The organism is Mycobacterium sp. Aquia_216, assembly GCF_026723865.1.
Classification (GTDB): domain Bacteria; phylum Actinomycetota; class Actinomycetes; order Mycobacteriales; family Mycobacteriaceae; genus Mycobacterium.
This window is the reverse complement of record NZ_CP113529.1, coordinates 2,177,528-2,192,346: the sequence shown is the minus strand read 5'-3', so window position 1 is coordinate 2,192,346 and position 14,819 is coordinate 2,177,528. Positions and strand designations below refer to the sequence as shown.

The following is a 14,819-nucleotide window of genomic DNA, read 5'->3' as shown; positions in this document are numbered from 1 at the left end:
GACCATCCGGCGACCGTCTTGTTCCGAACTACTTCAGGGGCAGGTTTCGTGGCAGACGAAAGGAGCCCGCGGACCTAGGGAGTAGAACTGCGTGCCGGAGCAGACGATCAGCACCGCTCGACGATGGACGATGCTCGTCGTCTCGCTCACCGCGACGTTGTGCGCCAATGTCTTCATCAATGGCGTCGCCTTCTTGATCCCCATGCTGCACACACGACACGACACCGGCCTGGCCGAGGGCGGCCTGCTGGCAGCGCTGCCGAGTTTCGGCATGGTGGTCGCCCTGCCGATCTGGGGCTACCTACTGGACCGCGTCGGGGAACGCATCGTGCTCACCCTGGGCCTGATCCTGACCGCGACAGCCGGCTTCGCCGCCGCATCGGCACATTCGCTCATGACGATGGGGATATTTCTGGTGCTCGGCGGTATGGCCGCCGCCAGTAGTGTCACCGCGTGCGGCCGGCTGGTCACCGGCTGGTTCCCGCAGCACCAGCGGGCTCTGGCGATGGGCATCCGGCAGACGGCACAGCCGCTGGGAATTGGATTGGCGGCGTTGGTGATTCCCGAGCTGGCCAAGCAGAGCTTGTCGACGGCGCTGCTCTTTCCCGCCGGACTGTGCGCCGTGGCGGCGGTGATCGGCGCCATCGGCGTCAAAGACCCACCGCGCCCGAGGCATGCGGATGCCAGCGATGAGGACCTCGCGAACCCCTACCGCGGCGCCACCACGCTGTGGCGAATCCACGCCGCTTCGGCGCTGCTGATGGTGCCTCAGCCGGTAGTCCTGACCTTCATGCTGGTCTGGTTCACGATGGACCGCGGCCTGTCGGCGGCCTGGGCGGGCGCACTGGTGGGCCTTTCTCAACTACTGGGTGCGCTGGGCCGCATCGCGGCCGGCCGCTGGGCGGATCAGGTCGGCTCGCGGATGCGGCCGCTCCGGATCCTGGCCGTCGTCACCACCGTGGTCATGCTGGTGCTGGCGCTCAGCGACCACTTGAATTGGTCACTGGCCGTGCCGGTCATGGTGACCGCGGCAGCGCTCACCGGCGATAGCGGGTTGCCGTTCACGACGATCCCCGAATTAGCCGGGCCGTTTTGGAGCGGACGCGCATTGAGCGCGCAGAACGCGCTCGAGCGGCTGATGGTTGCGCTCGGCCCCCCGGCATTCGGCGCGTTGATCGCCACCGCCGGATTTCCGGTGGCGTTCGCGGTATGCGGCTTGTTCCCGCTGGCGGCGCTGCCATTCGTACCGGTCGGCGCCCTTCCGCGGGTGATGGCCGACAGGGCCGCCGTGTTCGAATCCTGATGCGTTGACCGCGGTTAGCATGGGGGATGACCACGGACCCGGCAACGGCGGTCCAACTCAGCACCGGCGCACGCTGGCAGATGATGATCGTCTCGCTGGTCGTGACATCCACGTCCTTCCTTTTCATCAACGGCGTCGCCTTCCTGATCCCCGCACTGGAAGCCGAGCGCCGAACTCCGCTCACCGAAGCCAGTCTGCTGGCCTCGATGCCCAGCTGGGGGATGGTCGTCACCTTGGTCGGCTGGGGCTATGTGCTGGACCGGGTCGGCGAGCGGCTCGTGCTGACTGTGGGCTCGGCGCTCACCGCGGTCGCGGCCTACGCTGCGGCATCGGCAGATTCGCTCTTGTGGGTCGGTGTGTTTCTGTTCCTCGGCGGTATGGCCGCGGCCAGTTGCAACACCGCCGGCGGACGGCTGGTCTCGGGTTGGTTCCCGCCGCATCAGCGCGGCCTGGCGATGGGGATTCGCCAGACAGCGCAACCGCTGGGTATTGCCTTGGGCGCCTTGGTGATACCCGAGTTGGCCGAGCACAGCCCACACGCGGGTCTGATGTTTCCCGCCATCGCATGCACGGTGGCCGCCCTGCTCAGCATCGTTGGTGTCGTCGACTCACCACGCAAAGCCCGGGCGACGGCTACCGACCAGGAATTGGCGAGTCCCTACCGCGGGTCATGGGTGCTGTGGCGAATTCACGCGGTGTCTGCGCTGATGATGATGCCGCAGACGGTGACGGTCACGTTCATGCTGGTCTGGCTGATCAGAAACGACGGCTGGTCGATCGCGGCTGCGGGCGCCGCGATGACGGTCTCGCAGTTGCTCGGTGCGTTGGGCCGGATCTTGGTCGGGCGCTGGTCGGATCGCATCGGCTCGCGCATGCGGCCTGTCTCGGCCATTGCGGCCGCGGCCGCTTTGACGCTGTTCCTCTTGGCCTACGCCGACCACCGGACTTCGCGGTACGAAGTGGCACTGATGGTCATCGTCTCGGTGCTCGCCGTGCTCGACAACGGGTTGGAAGCCACGGCGATCACCGAGTTCGCCGGACCGTTCTGGAGTGGGCGCGCGTTAGGCTTTCAGAACACCACTCAGCGACTGATGGCGGCCGCCGGTCCCCCGCTCTTCGGTGCATTGATCAGTGCGGCAAGGTATCCCACGGCCTGGGCGTTGTGCGGACTGTTCCCGTTGGCGGCCATTCCGTTGGTGCCGGCCAAGCTCTTACCGCCCGGCTTAGAAACCAGGGCGGCAGCTACAGCCCGGCTGCAATCCGTTCGCCGACTTCGCTGGTGGAGAGCCGTTCGTTCCCGCGCGACGCCAGATACGTCTCGACGGCCCGGTCCACCCGGCTAGCGGCCTCGGCCTCACCGAGGTGGGCAAGCAGCAGCCCCACCGAAACGATGGCCGCGGTCGGATCGGCGACGCCCTTGCCGGCGATGTCGGGTGCGCTGCCGTGCACCGGCTCGAACATCGACGGATTGGTCCGGGTGGCGTCGATATTTCCACTGGCGGCCAAGCCAATTCCGCCCGAGACCGCGGCGGCCAGGTCGGTGATGATGTCGCCGAACAGGTTGTCGGTGACGATCACGTCGAAGCGGCCGGGGTCGGTGACCAGAAAGATGGTGGCGGCGTCCACGTGTTGATACGCCACCTCGACATCGGGATATTCCGCGCCGACCTCGGCGACGACTCGCGACCACAGTTTCCCGGCGAAGGTCAGCACATTGTTCTTGTGCACCAACGTCAAATGCTTGCGGCGCTGCCGGGCCCGCTCGAAGGCGTCGACAACCACACGCCGCACCCCGAACGCGGTGTTGACGCTGACCTCGGTGGCGACCTCGTGGACAGTTCCGACCCGGATCGCGCCACCGTTGCCGGTGTAGGGACCTTCGGTCCCCTCCCGCACCACCACGAAATCGATGTTGGGATTTCCCGGCCCCTCCAGTTTCAAAGGGCTGCTCACCCCTTTGTACAGCCGGGCCGGTCGCAGGTTGACGTGATGGTCAAGCTCAAAGCGCAGGCGCAGCAACAGTCCTCGCTCCAGCACACCACTGGGCACCGATGGATCACCGATCGCGCCTAGCAGGATCGCGTCATGCTCCCGCAATTCGGCCAGCGCCGACTCGGGCAGCAGCTCGCCGGTGGCGTGGTAACGCCGCGCGCCGAGATCGTACTCGGTCTTCTGCACGCCGGGCTTGACCGCGTCGAGAACCTTCACCGCTTCGGCGACTACTTCGGGACCGATCCCGTCACCGCCGATGACCGCCAATTTCATGACAGGTCAACCACTTCCAGCTTGTTGGCGCCAACCGCAAGCGAGATCGCCGACCGTACATCGTCGGGCACGTCCTGGTCGAGCCGCAGCAGGATCGTCGCGCTCGGCCCCTCGGTGTCCTCGGACAGCTGTGCGGCTTGGATGTTCACCCCGGCCGCGCCCAGCAGGGTGCCGATCTTGCCCAGCGCACCGGGCTGGTCGTGGTAGTTGATCACCAGGTTGGTGCCCGTCGCGCGCAGGTCGAAGTTGCGGCCGTTGATCTGAACGATTTTCTCGACCAATTGCGGACCCGACAGTGTCCCGGCGACGTTGACGCTCGAGCCGTCGTGGGCAACGGCCCGCACGTCCAGGACACTGCGATGGTTGGGACTCTCGGTGGCCGTGCTGATTTCGGTCGTCACGCCGCGCTCGGCAGCCAGCGCCGGGGCGTTGACGAAGGTGACCGGATCCTCGATGATCGCCGAGAATAGGCCGCGCAGAGCCGAAAGCTTCAGCACCTCAACATCTTCGGATGCCAGCTCGCCGCGTACCTGCACCGTCAACGACGCCGGCAGACCCTCGGACAGGGCGGCGGCCAGCACCCCGAGTTTGCGCGCCAGGTCCAGCCAGGGCGCCACCTCCTCGTTGACCACGCCGCCGCCGACGTTGACGGCATCGGGCACGAACTCCCCCGCCAGCGCCAGCCGTACGCTCTCGGCGACATCGGTACCGGCCCGGTCCTGCGCCTCGGCGGTGGACGCCCCCAGGTGCGGCGTCACCACCACTTGCGGCAACTCGAAAAGCGGGCTGTCAGTGCATGGCTCGCTGGAGAACACGTCGAGCCCGGCGCCGCGCACATGGCCACTGGTGACCGCTTCGGCCAGTGCCGCCTCGTCCACCAGGCCGCCGCGGGCGGCGTTGACGATGATGACGCCGGGCTTGGTCTTGGCCAGCGCCTCCTTGTCGATCAGGCCCGCGGTCTCGGCCGTCTTCGGCAGGTGCACCGAGATGAAGTCGGCACGCGCGAGCAGTTCGTCCAGGGACAGCAATTCGATGCCCAGCTGCGCGGCGCGCGCCGGGGAGACATAAGGGTCGTAGGCGATGATGTGGGTGCCGAACGCCGCGATCCGCGCCGCGACCAACTGACCGATCCGGCCGAGTCCCACGATGCCGACGGTCTTGTCGAAAAGCTCGGTACCCGAGAACGACGACCGCTTCCAGGTGTGCTCGCGCAGCGTGGCGTCGGCCGCCGCGATCTGCCGCGACGCGGCCAGCAACAGCGCTATCGCGTGCTCGGCAGCGCTGTGGATGTTCGAGGTCGGGGCGTTGACCACCAGGACACCGCGTTCGGTGGCGGCGTCGACGTCGACGTTGTCCAGCCCGACCCCGGCGCGGGCGACGATCTTGAGCTTGGGGGCGGCGGCCAGCACCTCGGCGTCGACGGTGGTCGCGGAACGCACCAGCAGCGCGTCGGCCTCGGGCACCGCTGCCAGCAGCTTCTCCCGGTCCGGACCGTCTACCCAGCGCACCTCGACCTGGTCACCCAGGGCGGCGACAGTTGATTGAGCGAGTTTGTCGGCGATTAACACAACAGGCAAGTTCACGCCCGCCAGCGTATCGGCTGTAATTGACCGGTGGACGTCACCATCGTCGGCAGCGGACCCAACGGCCTCTCAGCGGCCGTGATCTGCGCCCGCGCTGGACTCAAAGTGCAGGTCGTCGAGGCACAGCCCACCTTGGGCGGCGGTGCCCGCACTGCGGCCGACCCAGAATTTCCCGGAGTCGAACACGACATCTGCTCGGCGGTTCACCCGCTGGCACTGGCCTCGCCGTTTTTCGCGGAGTTCGACCTGCCCGCGCGCGGCGTGCAGCTGTCGGTCCCGGACATCGCCTACGGCAACCCGCTACCGGGCCGGCCCGCGGCGATCGCCTACCGCGACCTCGATCGCACCTGCACCGAGCTGTCCGACGGCGCATCCTGGCGGCGGCTGCTGGGTCCGTTGGTGACGGACTGGCATGCCGTCGTGGATTTGCTGCTCGGCGACAAACGTTCGGTGCCTGGATCGTTGCCGTCGGCGCTGCGGCTGGGGCTGCGGATGCTGGCTCAAGGCACGCCGGCGTGGGGATCGTTGGCCGGCTTACTGAACGGAGACGACGGCCGCGCCTTGTTCACCGGCGTTGCCGCGCATGTGCTTTCGCGAATGCCATCCTTGACGGCAGCCGGGGCGGGGCTGATGCTGGCGACGCTGGCCCATTCGGTCGGCTGGCCGATTCCGGTGGGCGGCAGCCAGGCAATTACCGACGCGCTGATCGCCGACCTGCGCGCGCACGGCGGTGAGGTGACGGCCGGCGTCGAAATCACCGAGCCGCCAACCGGTGTCGTCGCCTTCGACACGGCACCGACTGCGCTGCTGCGGATATACGGCGACGCGCTGCCGGACCGGTACGCCAAAGCGTTGCGCCGCTACCGATTCGGCCCCGGTGTCGCCAAAGTCGATTTCGTGCTCGGCGAGGACATTCCGTGGTCGGATCCACGGCTTCGGCACGCCCCCACCCTGCATCTCGGCGGCACCCGGGAGCAGATGGCGTTCGCCGAGAAAGAGATCGCGGCCGGACGCCACGCGCGGTGGCCGATGGTGCTGGCCGCGGCGCCGCACCTCGCCGACCCCGGCCGCATCGACACCAACGGCCGTCGCCCGTTCTGGACGTATGCCCACGTCCCGTCGGGTTCGGACCTCGATGCGACCGAGGCCGTCACCGCGACCATCGAGCGGTTCGCGCCGGGCTTTCGCGACGTCGTAGTCGCCGCCCGCGCGGTGCCCGCCGCACACCTGACCGACCACAACGCCAACTACGTCGGCGGTGACATCGGGATGGGCGCAAACTCCGCCTGGCGCGCGATCGCCGGACCCACGCCGCGGCTGGACCCTTGGCGCACACCGATTCCCAAGACATACCTGTGTTCGGCCGCCACCCCACCCGGCGGCGGCGTACACGGCATGGCCGGCTACTACGCCGCGCGCAGCCTGTTGCGCCGTGAATTCGGCATCGACACGCTGCCCTTTTTGGGGCCGGCCCTCGGGCCTAAGCTGACGCCGTGACCAAACTCGCGATCATCTACTACTCGGCCACCGGCCATGGCACCACGATGGCGAAGCGCGTCGCCGCCGCGGCCGAGGCCGCCGGCGCCGAGGTCCGGGTGCGACCCGTCGCCGAGACTCGCGACCCGGAATCCTTTGCCCAGAACCCGGCCTGGACGGCGAATTACAACGCCACCAAGGACCTGCCGATGGCCACGGGTGACGACATCGTGTGGGCCGACGCCGTAATCTTCGGTTCGCCCACCCGGTTCGGCTCACCGGCGGCGCAGTTGCGCACCTTCCTGGACTCGCTGGGCGGGCTGTGGGCCGAGGGCAAGCTGGCCGACAAGGTGTACGCGGGCTTCACGTCGTCGAACACCGTGCACGGCGGCCAGGAGACCACGCTGGTCTCGCTCTACCTGACGCTGATCCACTTCGGCGGCATCCTGGTGCCGCCGGGCTACACCGATCCGTCCAAGTTCGTCGACGGCAACCCCTACGGGGCCAGCCTGGTCGCCACGCACGACAACATCGACGAGTTCGATACCGCGACCGGCGACGCCCTGGAGCACCTGGCGCGCCGAGTCGTGACGATCGCCGACCGCCTGACGTCCTAAGCCTCCGGCCTTTGCGCCGCGACATCGACAGCGACATTGACGTAAGCGTGACGACACGCCGTACTTCGCCGCGCTCGCGTCGATCTCGGCGAACCTGTCGGTGGTCCCGCCCACGATCGACGTATGACCGAAGTGTTCGTTGGCAGCGAAGCGGTCGCGGCCGCGGCGCTCACCGAGCATCAGCTGAGGAGTCGGAACCGGCCGATCTTCCGCGGTGTGTACCTGCCGGCCTGGTGCGACCCCACGATTGACGACTACACAGTCGGTGCCTGGCTATGGTCGCGTAGACGAGCGGTGGTAGCGGGTGTTGCGGCGTCGGCACTGCACGGGGCCCAGTGGGTCGATGCGCAGACGCCCGTCGAGCTGGTCGCGAAAAGCGCCCGGCCACAACCCGGATTGATTGTTCGCAATGAGACATTGCGCGCCGAGGAGGTCACGCAGGTCACCCGTCACTCGATCACGCTTCCGGTGACCACGCCCGCGCGCACCGCCTTCGATCTCGGCCGTCACCTGCCGCGAGGCCAGGCGTTGGCGCGACTTGACGCACTCGTGCGGGCCACCCCGTTCTCCATCGAGGACGTCTTGATGCTCGCGAAGAGCTACCGGGGCGCCCGTGGAGTGCGACGGCTCAACGCTGTCCTCCCGTTGATCGACGGCGGCGCCGCATCGCCCAAGGAAAGCTGGCTGCGTCTGCTTTTGCTCGACGCCGGATTGCCGAAGCCAACCACACAGATACCGGTGCACCGCGGATGGCAACTTGTGGGCCTGCTCGACATGGGTTGGGAGGACTACCTGGTCGCCGTGGAGTACGACGGCGACCAACACCGCGCCGACCGCCGCCAGTTCGTCAGGGACATCAACCGGATCGCGGAGATGGAGCAGCTGGGCTGGGTGGTGATTCGCGTCGTCGCCGAGCACCGCCCGCATGACATCATCGACCGGGTTTCTCAGGCGCTGGCGCGCCGTGGTTATCGCTGAAATCGACATTAGCGCGAAGACACGCCGAAAATTGCCGCGCTAACGTCGATCTCGGCGAAATGAGCCCTACGCCGTCTCGGTGATGATCTCGGCGAAATGAGCCCTACGCCGTCTCGGTGATCGGGCGGTCCACCCAGCTCATCAGGTCGCGCAGCTTCTTACCGGTGACCTCGATCGGGTGCTCGGCGTTCTCCTTGCGCAACTGCTCGAGCTGCTTGTTGCCGCCCTCGACGTTGGCGACGAGCTTCTTGGTGAACTCGCCACTCTGGATGTCGCGCAGGATGTCGCGCATCCGGTCCTTGGTCCCGGCGTCGATGACCCGTGGGCCCGACAGGTAGCCACCGAACTCCGCGGTGTCGGACACCGAGTAGTTCATCCGGGCGATGCCGCCCTCGTACATCAGGTCGACGATCAGCTTGAGTTCGTGCAGCACCTCGAAGTACGCCATCTCCGGCGGGTAGCCCGCCTCGACCATCACATCGAAACCGGTCTTCACCAATTCCTCTGTGCCACCGCACAATACGGCCTGCTCACCGAACAGATCGGTTTCGGTCTCGTCCTTGAAGGTGGTCTTGATGACACCGGCCCGGGTGCCGCCGATGGCCTTGGCGTAGGACAGTGCCAGCGCCTCGCCCTTGCCGGTCGGGTCCTGGTCGACGGCGATCAGCGCGGGCACACCCTTGCCGTCGACGAACTGCCGGCGCACCAGGTGCCCGGGCCCCTTCGGGGCGACCATCGCGATCGTGACATTGCCGGGCGGCTTGATCAGGTCGAAGTGGATGTTGAGCCCGTGACCGAAAAACAGTGCGTCACCGTCGTTCAGGTTCGGCTCGATCTCGTTCTTGAAGATGTCGGCCTGGGCGGTGTCCGGCGCCAGCAACATGATGACGTCGGCCCACTTGGCGACCTCGGCCGGGGTGTCGACGGGCAGACCCTGCTCCTCCACCTTGGGCCGCGACTTCGACCCCTCTTTGAGCCCGACGCGCACCTGGACCCCGGAGTCGCGCAGGCTCAGCGAGTGCGCGTGACCCTGACTGCCGTATCCGATGACGCCGACCTTGCGGCCCTGGATGATCGACAGATCTGCGTCGTCGTCGTAGAACATCTCTAATGCTTCCGGCACGGTGAATCTCTCTTTCTCGTTGGACTTTTGGAATATGTATCGCTTATTTGGCGGTGCCGATTCCACGCGGCCCGCGGGATAGCGACACCACTCCCGATTGAACGATCTCGCGGATACCGAATGGTTCCAGCACTCGCAGCAGCGCCTCGAGCTTGCCGCGGGTACCGGTCGCTTCGACGGTCAACGAATCCAGGGATACGTCGACTACCTTGGCGCGGAACAGGTTTGCCGCTTCGATTACCTGGCTGCGGCTACCGGAATCGGCCCGCACCTTGATCAGCGCCAACTCGCGAGCCACCGAGTTGTCCTCGTCCTGCTCGACGATTTTGATGACATTGATCAGCTTGTTGAGCTGCTTGGTGACCTGCTCGAGCGGAGTCTCCTCGGCGGAAACCACGATGGTCATCCGCGACATGTCCTTCTGCTCGGTGGCCCCCACAGCCAGCGACTCGATGTTGAAACCACGGCGCGAGAACAGTGCCGCGATGCGCGCGAGCACACCCGGCTTGTCTTCGACCAACACCGACAGGGTGTGCGTCTTGGCGTACATTCAGGGCCGCTCCTTCTCATCGCTACGTCCCACTCGCCGCTCCGCGGCCGGGGGCGCCCCCACTGCATCGTCGCCGGCGCGCATCAGGCGTGCCCTTCGGTTTCGTCGTCGAACAGCGGACGGATTCCGCGGGCGTGCTGAATCTCGTCGTTGCTGGTCCCGGCGGCCACCATCGGCCACACCTGGGCATCGGCGCCGACGATGAAGTCGATCACGACCGGACGGTCGTTGATCGCGCGAGCCTGATTGATCACGTCGACAACGTCTTCCTCACGCTCGCAACGTATCCCGACACAACCCAACGCCTCGGCCAGCTTCACGAAGTCCGGGATGCGGTGGGAGTGCGTGGCCAGGTCGGTCTGGGAGTAGCGCTCCTCGTAGAACAGGCTCTGCCACTGCCGCACCATGCCCAGGTTGCCGTTGTTGATCAGCGCCACCTTGATCGGCACGCCCTCGATCGCGCAGGTGGCCAGCTCCTGGTTGGTCATCTGGAAGCACCCGTCGCCGTCGATCGCCCAGACCTCCGCCTCGGGGCGAGCGACCTTGGCGCCCATGGCCGCCGGGATGGCGAACCCCATGGTGCCCAGGCCGCCGGAGTTGAGCCAGGTGCGCGGCTTCTCGTACGAGATGAACTGGGCCGCCCACATCTGGTGCTGACCCACACCGGCGACGTAGACGGCGTCGGGCCCGGCGATCTTGCCGAGCTGCTCGATCACGTACTCCGGGCTCAGGCTGCCATCGCTCTGCGGGCCATAGCTCAGCGGATAGGTGGACTGCACCTCGTCCAGATAAGCCCACCAGGCCGTCATGTCGATCTTGCCCGGGGTTTCGTACTGACGCAGCATCGTGATGAGGTCGGTGATGACGGCCTTGACGTCGCCCACGATCGGCACGTCGGCGACCCGGTTTTTGCCGATCTCGGCCGGGTCGATGTCGGCGTGGATGACCTTGGCTTCGGGCGCAAAGGAATCGAGCTTCCCGGTCACCCGGTCGTCGAAGCGGGTACCCAGCGCGATCAGCAGATCGCTGCGCTGCAGCGCCGCCACGGCGGCGACCGTGCCGTGCATGCCCGGCATGCCCAGGTTCTGCCGGTGACTGTCCGGGAAGGCGCCGCGCGCCATCAACGTGGTGACCACCGGGATCCCGGTCAGCTCGGCCAAATCCCGCAGCTGCTCGGTCGCCTCGCCGCGGATGACGCCGCCGCCGACGTAGAGCACCGGTTTGTGCGCCCGCGCGATCAGCTTGGCGGCCTCACGGATCTGTCGGTTGTGCGGCTTGATGTTCGGCTTGTAACCGGGCAGATCCATCCGCGGCGGCCAGCTGAACGTGCACTGTCCCTGCAGCACGTCCTTCGGGATGTCGACGAGCACCGCGCCGGGACGTCCGGAGGAGGCGATGTGGAACGCCTCGGCCAGCACCCGGGGAATGTCGTCACCGGAGCGGACCAGGAAGTTGTGCTTGGTGATCGGCATGGTGATGCCCGAGATGTCGGCCTCTTGGAAGGCGTCGGTCCCGATCAGCGCCCGGCCGACCTGCCCCGTGACGGCGACCACAGGGATCGAGTCCATCTGCGCATCGGCCAAGGGGGTCACCAGATTGGTCGCGCCGGGACCCGAGGTGGCCATCATGACGCCGACCTTGCCGGTGGCGTGCGCATAACCGCTTGCCGCGTGACCGGCGCCCTGCTCGTGCCGAACCAGCACGTGCCGCAGCTTTTTCGAGTCGAACAGCGGGTCGTAGACCGGCAGCACCGCGCCGCCCGGGATCCCGAAGATGACCTCGACGTCGAGCTCCTCCAGCGACCGGATTACCGACTGAGCGCCGGTAAGTTGGTGCGGTGCAACATGTTTCGCCTGCTTGGGTGGAACTTTTGCGGGGGCTTCCGCAGTGTCCGGCGCCCAGTGGTCGCCATCCTGCGACTCGGGTGTCTGTGGCCTGGTGGGTGCGCTCACTGTGGTGATTGTCCTCTTAGTCCTGATTTGGCTGTGGAAGTTTCGTTGATACGCAAGAAAAAACCCCCGTCAGCTCTCGCTGATCGAGGGTTGCGCGTTGGTGCCGGATCGCTTCACATGCTGAAGGAATTAGTCACGCACCAACGCGCTGACTAATTACTACGAGCATCCCGGGCTTTCCGGTGGTATCCATAGCTTTCGACGGTAGCCTTCGCACTGCTCAACCGTCAAATCCGGTGCGGCGGGGACCAATCGTCGCCGCGCCGGCGGCTCCGGTGCCGGCACGAAATCGTCAACCCACGCCGGGGTGAAATGATGTGCGGGTGGCTTCTGGCTCTGCTGCCCCGACACCCGCGCCCGTAGTGATCAAGATCTCACCGATCGCGCACCTCGCCGTGGGATTTCTAGCCCTCGGGTTGCTGATCCCGGTGCTGGCCTGGGCACCATCGACCCCACTGCTGCTGATCCCGGTGCTGTTGTCCGCATTGATCATCCGGCTGCGCACCGTTGCCGACAGCCGGGGCGTGACGGTGCGAACCCTGCTGGGGAGCCGGACGGTCGGCTGGGACGACATCGACGGGCTGCGCTTCCACCGAGGTTCCTGGGCACGCGCCAAGCTCAAGAGCGGAGCCGAGCTGCGCCTGCCGGCGGTCACGTTTGCGACACTTCCGCAGCTGACCGCGGCCAGCTCCGGGCGAGTGCCCAATCCCTACCGATGAACGCCTGAAACGGCAGTCAGGCGATCGGATTGACCCCGTTGAGCAGCACCCACACCGCGATGCCGGCCGCGATGCCGGCGAGCAGGGCCACGAACGACCCGATGAAAGGCCGGTGGGCCCATCCCCTGTTGGCGTCCAGGCCGTAGCGGCCGGGCCCGGACAGGATGATCGCGACGGCGAGCACGATCAGCGTGATCTGGTACTCGTGCCCCTGCGGCAGGAAGTAGGAAAAGGTGTGCGGCCGCGCCGAGATGCTGACCAGCAGCTCGTTGATCAGGAACGCCAGGGCGCCCGCCGCGGCCACCGGGGTGAACAACCCCAGCACCAGCAGCAGGCCCGCGGCGACCTCACCGCCCGCGCTCACGTAGGACAGGATGTCGGCATGCTGGTAACCGGCGTCGGACAGCGAGTTCTTGAAGCTGGCCAAACCCTGACCGCCCCACCAGCCGAACAGCTTCTGCAGCCCGTGCGCGCCGAGCACCACGCCGAGGCCGACCCGCAACACCAGCAACCCGAGATTCTGGGTGCCGCGCCGGCCGATCGCGCGTTGCCGTTCGTAGTCCTCGCTCGGATCGATCTCGGCGGGTTCGGCCGCTAAATGCCGCGGCGCCGGGTGTGGCTGGACATACGGCAGCGGCTCCTGCTGGTCGAGCACGTTGTACGACGGCCCGGAGGGGCTGGCGGCCTGATTCGGGTCTTGATAAGGGATCACATTCGGGTCTTGGTACGGGATGACGGTGGTGGTTCCGAAGTCGCCCGGATACCCGACGGGAGTCAGGTCATCTTCGGGGTCGACCAAGCGCGCTGCGGCGGGGCGTCCCGGGGCCGACTCCGGAGCTTCGCCGGGCCGCTGCCAAGATGCGTCATTCGATTGACCGGTCACGGGAGTCAGGGTAAGGGCATTTAGGCCCGAATTGGGGATTTGAGCGGCGCTTTCGCCAGGTAATTGACGCCCGGACCGCGAAATGGGCCCGGATTGGCCCCAAATGTGCTTCGCCTGCTTCCCAAACGGATGAAAACGCACGCAGAAAACGGGCGGCCCGCAGACGCCGCCGCGACCGGCCCCGAATGCCCACACACGCACGCTTGTGGCGCCGGTGCCCACACTATCCGTAGCCTGTCGGTCATGCGTTTGGGGTGGCCGGTTCGGTGCGGGCTCGCTGCGCTCTGCACGGTGCTGCTGGTAGCGACGGGCTGCGCCCGATTCAACGACGCCGCGTCCGCGCCCTTCACCACCGCACCGGAACTCAAGCCCCAGCCGAGCTCGACACCGCCCCCGCCGCCGCCACTGCCGCCGACGCCGTTTCCCAAGGCCTGCCCCGCACCCGGGGTGATGCAGGGCTGCCTGGAGAGCACCAGCGGCCTGATCATGGGCCCCGACAGCAAAACCGCGCTGGTCGCCGAGCGCACCACGGGCGCGGTCAAGGAGATCTCGGTCAGCGCGGAGCCCAAGGTGAAATTGGTCGTCCCGGTCGACGGGTCCGGTGACGGCGGGTTGATGGACATCGTGTTGTCGCCCACCTACTCGCAAGACCGGCTGATGTACGCCTACATCAGCACGCCCACCGATAACCGGGTCATCCGTATCGCCGACGGCGACATCCCCAAGGACATCCTGACCGGGATTCCCAAGGGCGCCACCGGAAACACCGGGGCGTTGCTCTTCACCAGCCCGACCACGCTGCTGGTGCTGACCGGCGATGCGGGCAACCCGGCCACTGCCGCCGACCCTAAATCGCTGGCCGGCAAGGTGCTACGCATCGAGCAGCCGACGACGGTCGGTCAGGCGCCGCCGACGACCGCGCTGTCCGGCGTCGGCTCGGGCGGCGGCCTGTGCGTCGATCCCGTCGACGGTTCGCTCTACGTCGCCGACCGCACCCCGACCGCGGACCGGTTGCAGCGCATCACCAAAGCCTCAGAGGTTTCCACGGTGTGGACCTGGCCCGACAAGCCGGGAGTGGCCGGATGCGCGGCGATGGACGGGACCATCATGGTCAACCTGGTCAATACCAAATCGACGGTGGCGGTGCGACTCGCGCCGAACACGGGTGCGGTCACCGGTGAACCCGAGGTCGTCCGCAAGGACACGCACGCCCACGCGTGGGCCCTGCGGATGTCGCCGGACGGAAACATCTGGGGCGCCACCATCAACAAGACCGCCGGTGATGCCGAAAAGCTCGACGACGTGGTGTTCCCGCTGTTCCCGCAGGGTGGCGGCTTCCCGCGCAACAACGACGACAAGGCTTAGACGAC

The 14,819-nt window shown here is 66.9% G+C and carries 13 protein-coding genes; 7 read left to right on the top strand and 6 right to left on the bottom strand.

Annotation, left to right across the window (positions count from 1 at the left end):
* The first annotated feature begins 91 nt into the window (after positions 1-91).
* Positions 92-1,303, top strand: coding sequence for an MFS transporter (locus tag OK015_RS10305; RefSeq protein WP_268131168.1), 1,212 nt, complete (start codon positions 92-94; stop codon positions 1,301-1,303).
* Between the two features lie 26 nt (positions 1,304-1,329).
* Positions 1,330-2,646, top strand: coding sequence for an MFS transporter (locus OK015_RS10300; RefSeq protein ID WP_268131166.1), 1,317 nt, complete (start codon positions 1,330-1,332; stop codon positions 2,644-2,646).
* Here the strand turns inward: OK015_RS10300 and OK015_RS10295 are convergent.
* Positions 2,546-3,568 carry a 3-isopropylmalate dehydrogenase gene (locus tag OK015_RS10295; protein WP_268131164.1) on the bottom strand — a complete coding sequence of 341 codons (1,023 nt, stop codon included), beginning with the start codon at positions 3,566-3,568 and terminating at the stop codon, positions 2,546-2,548. The two genes, OK015_RS10300 and OK015_RS10295, sit on opposite strands and share 101 nt — an antisense overlap.
* Positions 3,565-5,151 carry a phosphoglycerate dehydrogenase gene (gene serA, locus OK015_RS10290; protein ID WP_268131162.1) on the bottom strand — a complete coding sequence of 529 codons (1,587 nt, stop codon included), beginning with the start codon at positions 5,149-5,151 and terminating at the stop codon, positions 3,565-3,567. The genes OK015_RS10295 and serA overlap by 4 nt, the downstream gene beginning before the upstream one ends.
* A 30-nt stretch (positions 5,152-5,181) precedes the next feature.
* On the opposite strand from serA, the gene OK015_RS10285 reads away from it, so the two are divergent.
* The 3 genes from OK015_RS10285 (at position 5,182) to OK015_RS10275 (ending at position 8,222) form a co-directional block, all read left to right on the top strand.
* Positions 5,182-6,648, top strand: coding sequence for a phytoene desaturase family protein (locus OK015_RS10285; RefSeq protein ID WP_268131161.1), 1,467 nt, complete (start codon positions 5,182-5,184; stop codon positions 6,646-6,648).
* The gene (gene wrbA / locus OK015_RS10280) at positions 6,645-7,244 is read left to right on the top strand and encodes an NAD(P)H:quinone oxidoreductase (protein WP_268131160.1); all 600 of its coding nucleotides are present in this window, start codon (positions 6,645-6,647) and stop codon (positions 7,242-7,244) included. The genes OK015_RS10285 and wrbA overlap by 4 nt, the downstream gene beginning before the upstream one ends.
* A gap of 123 nt (positions 7,245-7,367) precedes the next feature.
* Complete coding sequence (locus tag OK015_RS10275; protein ID WP_268131158.1) at positions 7,368-8,222, top strand: hypothetical protein; 855 nt, start codon at positions 7,368-7,370, stop codon at positions 8,220-8,222.
* A 103-nt stretch (positions 8,223-8,325) separates the two neighbouring features.
* Here OK015_RS10275 and ilvC read toward each other — a convergent pair whose 3' ends face one another.
* From ilvC to OK015_RS10260, 3 genes are all read right to left on the bottom strand, one after another.
* A complete protein-coding gene (gene ilvC, locus OK015_RS10270) occupies positions 8,326-9,327 on the bottom strand; it encodes a ketol-acid reductoisomerase (RefSeq protein WP_268132602.1) in 1,002 nt (333 codons plus the stop codon).
* A 61-nt stretch (positions 9,328-9,388) separates the two neighbouring features.
* Complete coding sequence (gene ilvN, locus OK015_RS10265; RefSeq protein WP_163789748.1) at positions 9,389-9,895, bottom strand: acetolactate synthase small subunit; 507 nt, start codon at positions 9,893-9,895, stop codon at positions 9,389-9,391.
* An 83-nt stretch (positions 9,896-9,978) separates the two neighbouring features.
* Positions 9,979-11,847: an acetolactate synthase large subunit gene (locus OK015_RS10260; protein ID WP_268131155.1), complete on the bottom strand. Its 1,869-nt coding sequence runs from the start codon at positions 11,845-11,847 to the stop codon at positions 9,979-9,981.
* A gap of 362 nt (positions 11,848-12,209) precedes the next feature.
* On the opposite strand from OK015_RS10260, the gene OK015_RS10255 reads away from it, so the two are divergent.
* Positions 12,210-12,566 (top strand): PH domain-containing protein, encoded by a 357-nt coding sequence (locus tag OK015_RS10255; RefSeq protein WP_268132601.1) that lies wholly within the window; start codon positions 12,210-12,212, stop codon positions 12,564-12,566.
* Between the two features lie 16 nt (positions 12,567-12,582).
* Here OK015_RS10255 and OK015_RS10250 read toward each other — a convergent pair whose 3' ends face one another.
* On the bottom strand, positions 12,583-13,449 hold the full coding sequence (locus tag OK015_RS10250; RefSeq protein ID WP_268131154.1) for a DoxX family protein: 867 nt from the start codon (positions 13,447-13,449) through the stop codon (positions 12,583-12,585).
* A 243-nt stretch (positions 13,450-13,692) separates the two neighbouring features.
* Here OK015_RS10250 and OK015_RS10245 point away from each other — a divergent pair, with 243 nt between their 5' ends.
* On the top strand, positions 13,693-14,814 hold the full coding sequence (locus OK015_RS10245) for a PQQ-dependent sugar dehydrogenase (RefSeq protein ID WP_268131152.1): 1,122 nt from the start codon (positions 13,693-13,695) through the stop codon (positions 14,812-14,814).
* The last annotated feature ends 5 nt before the right edge of the window (positions 14,815-14,819 follow it).

Bases quoted from the DNA above. Each gene is read 5' to 3' on its own strand.
- OK015_RS10300 (WP_268131166.1), top strand. From the start codon at position 1,330: ATGACCACGGACCCGGCAACGGCGGTCCAACTCAGCACCGGCGCACGC.
- OK015_RS10295 (WP_268131164.1), bottom strand. From the start codon at position 3,568: ATGAAATTGGCGGTCATCGGCGGTGACGGGATCGGTCCCGAAGTAGTC.
- OK015_RS10275 (WP_268131158.1), top strand. From the start codon at position 7,368: ATGACCGAAGTGTTCGTTGGCAGCGAAGCGGTCGCGGCCGCGGCGCTC.
- ilvC (WP_268132602.1), bottom strand. From the start codon at position 9,327: ATGTTCTACGACGACGACGCAGATCTGTCGATCATCCAGGGCCGCAAG.
- ilvN (WP_163789748.1), bottom strand. From the start codon at position 9,895: ATGTACGCCAAGACGCACACCCTGTCGGTGTTGGTCGAAGACAAGCCG.
- OK015_RS10245 (WP_268131152.1), top strand. From the start codon at position 13,693: ATGCGTTTGGGGTGGCCGGTTCGGTGCGGGCTCGCTGCGCTCTGCACG.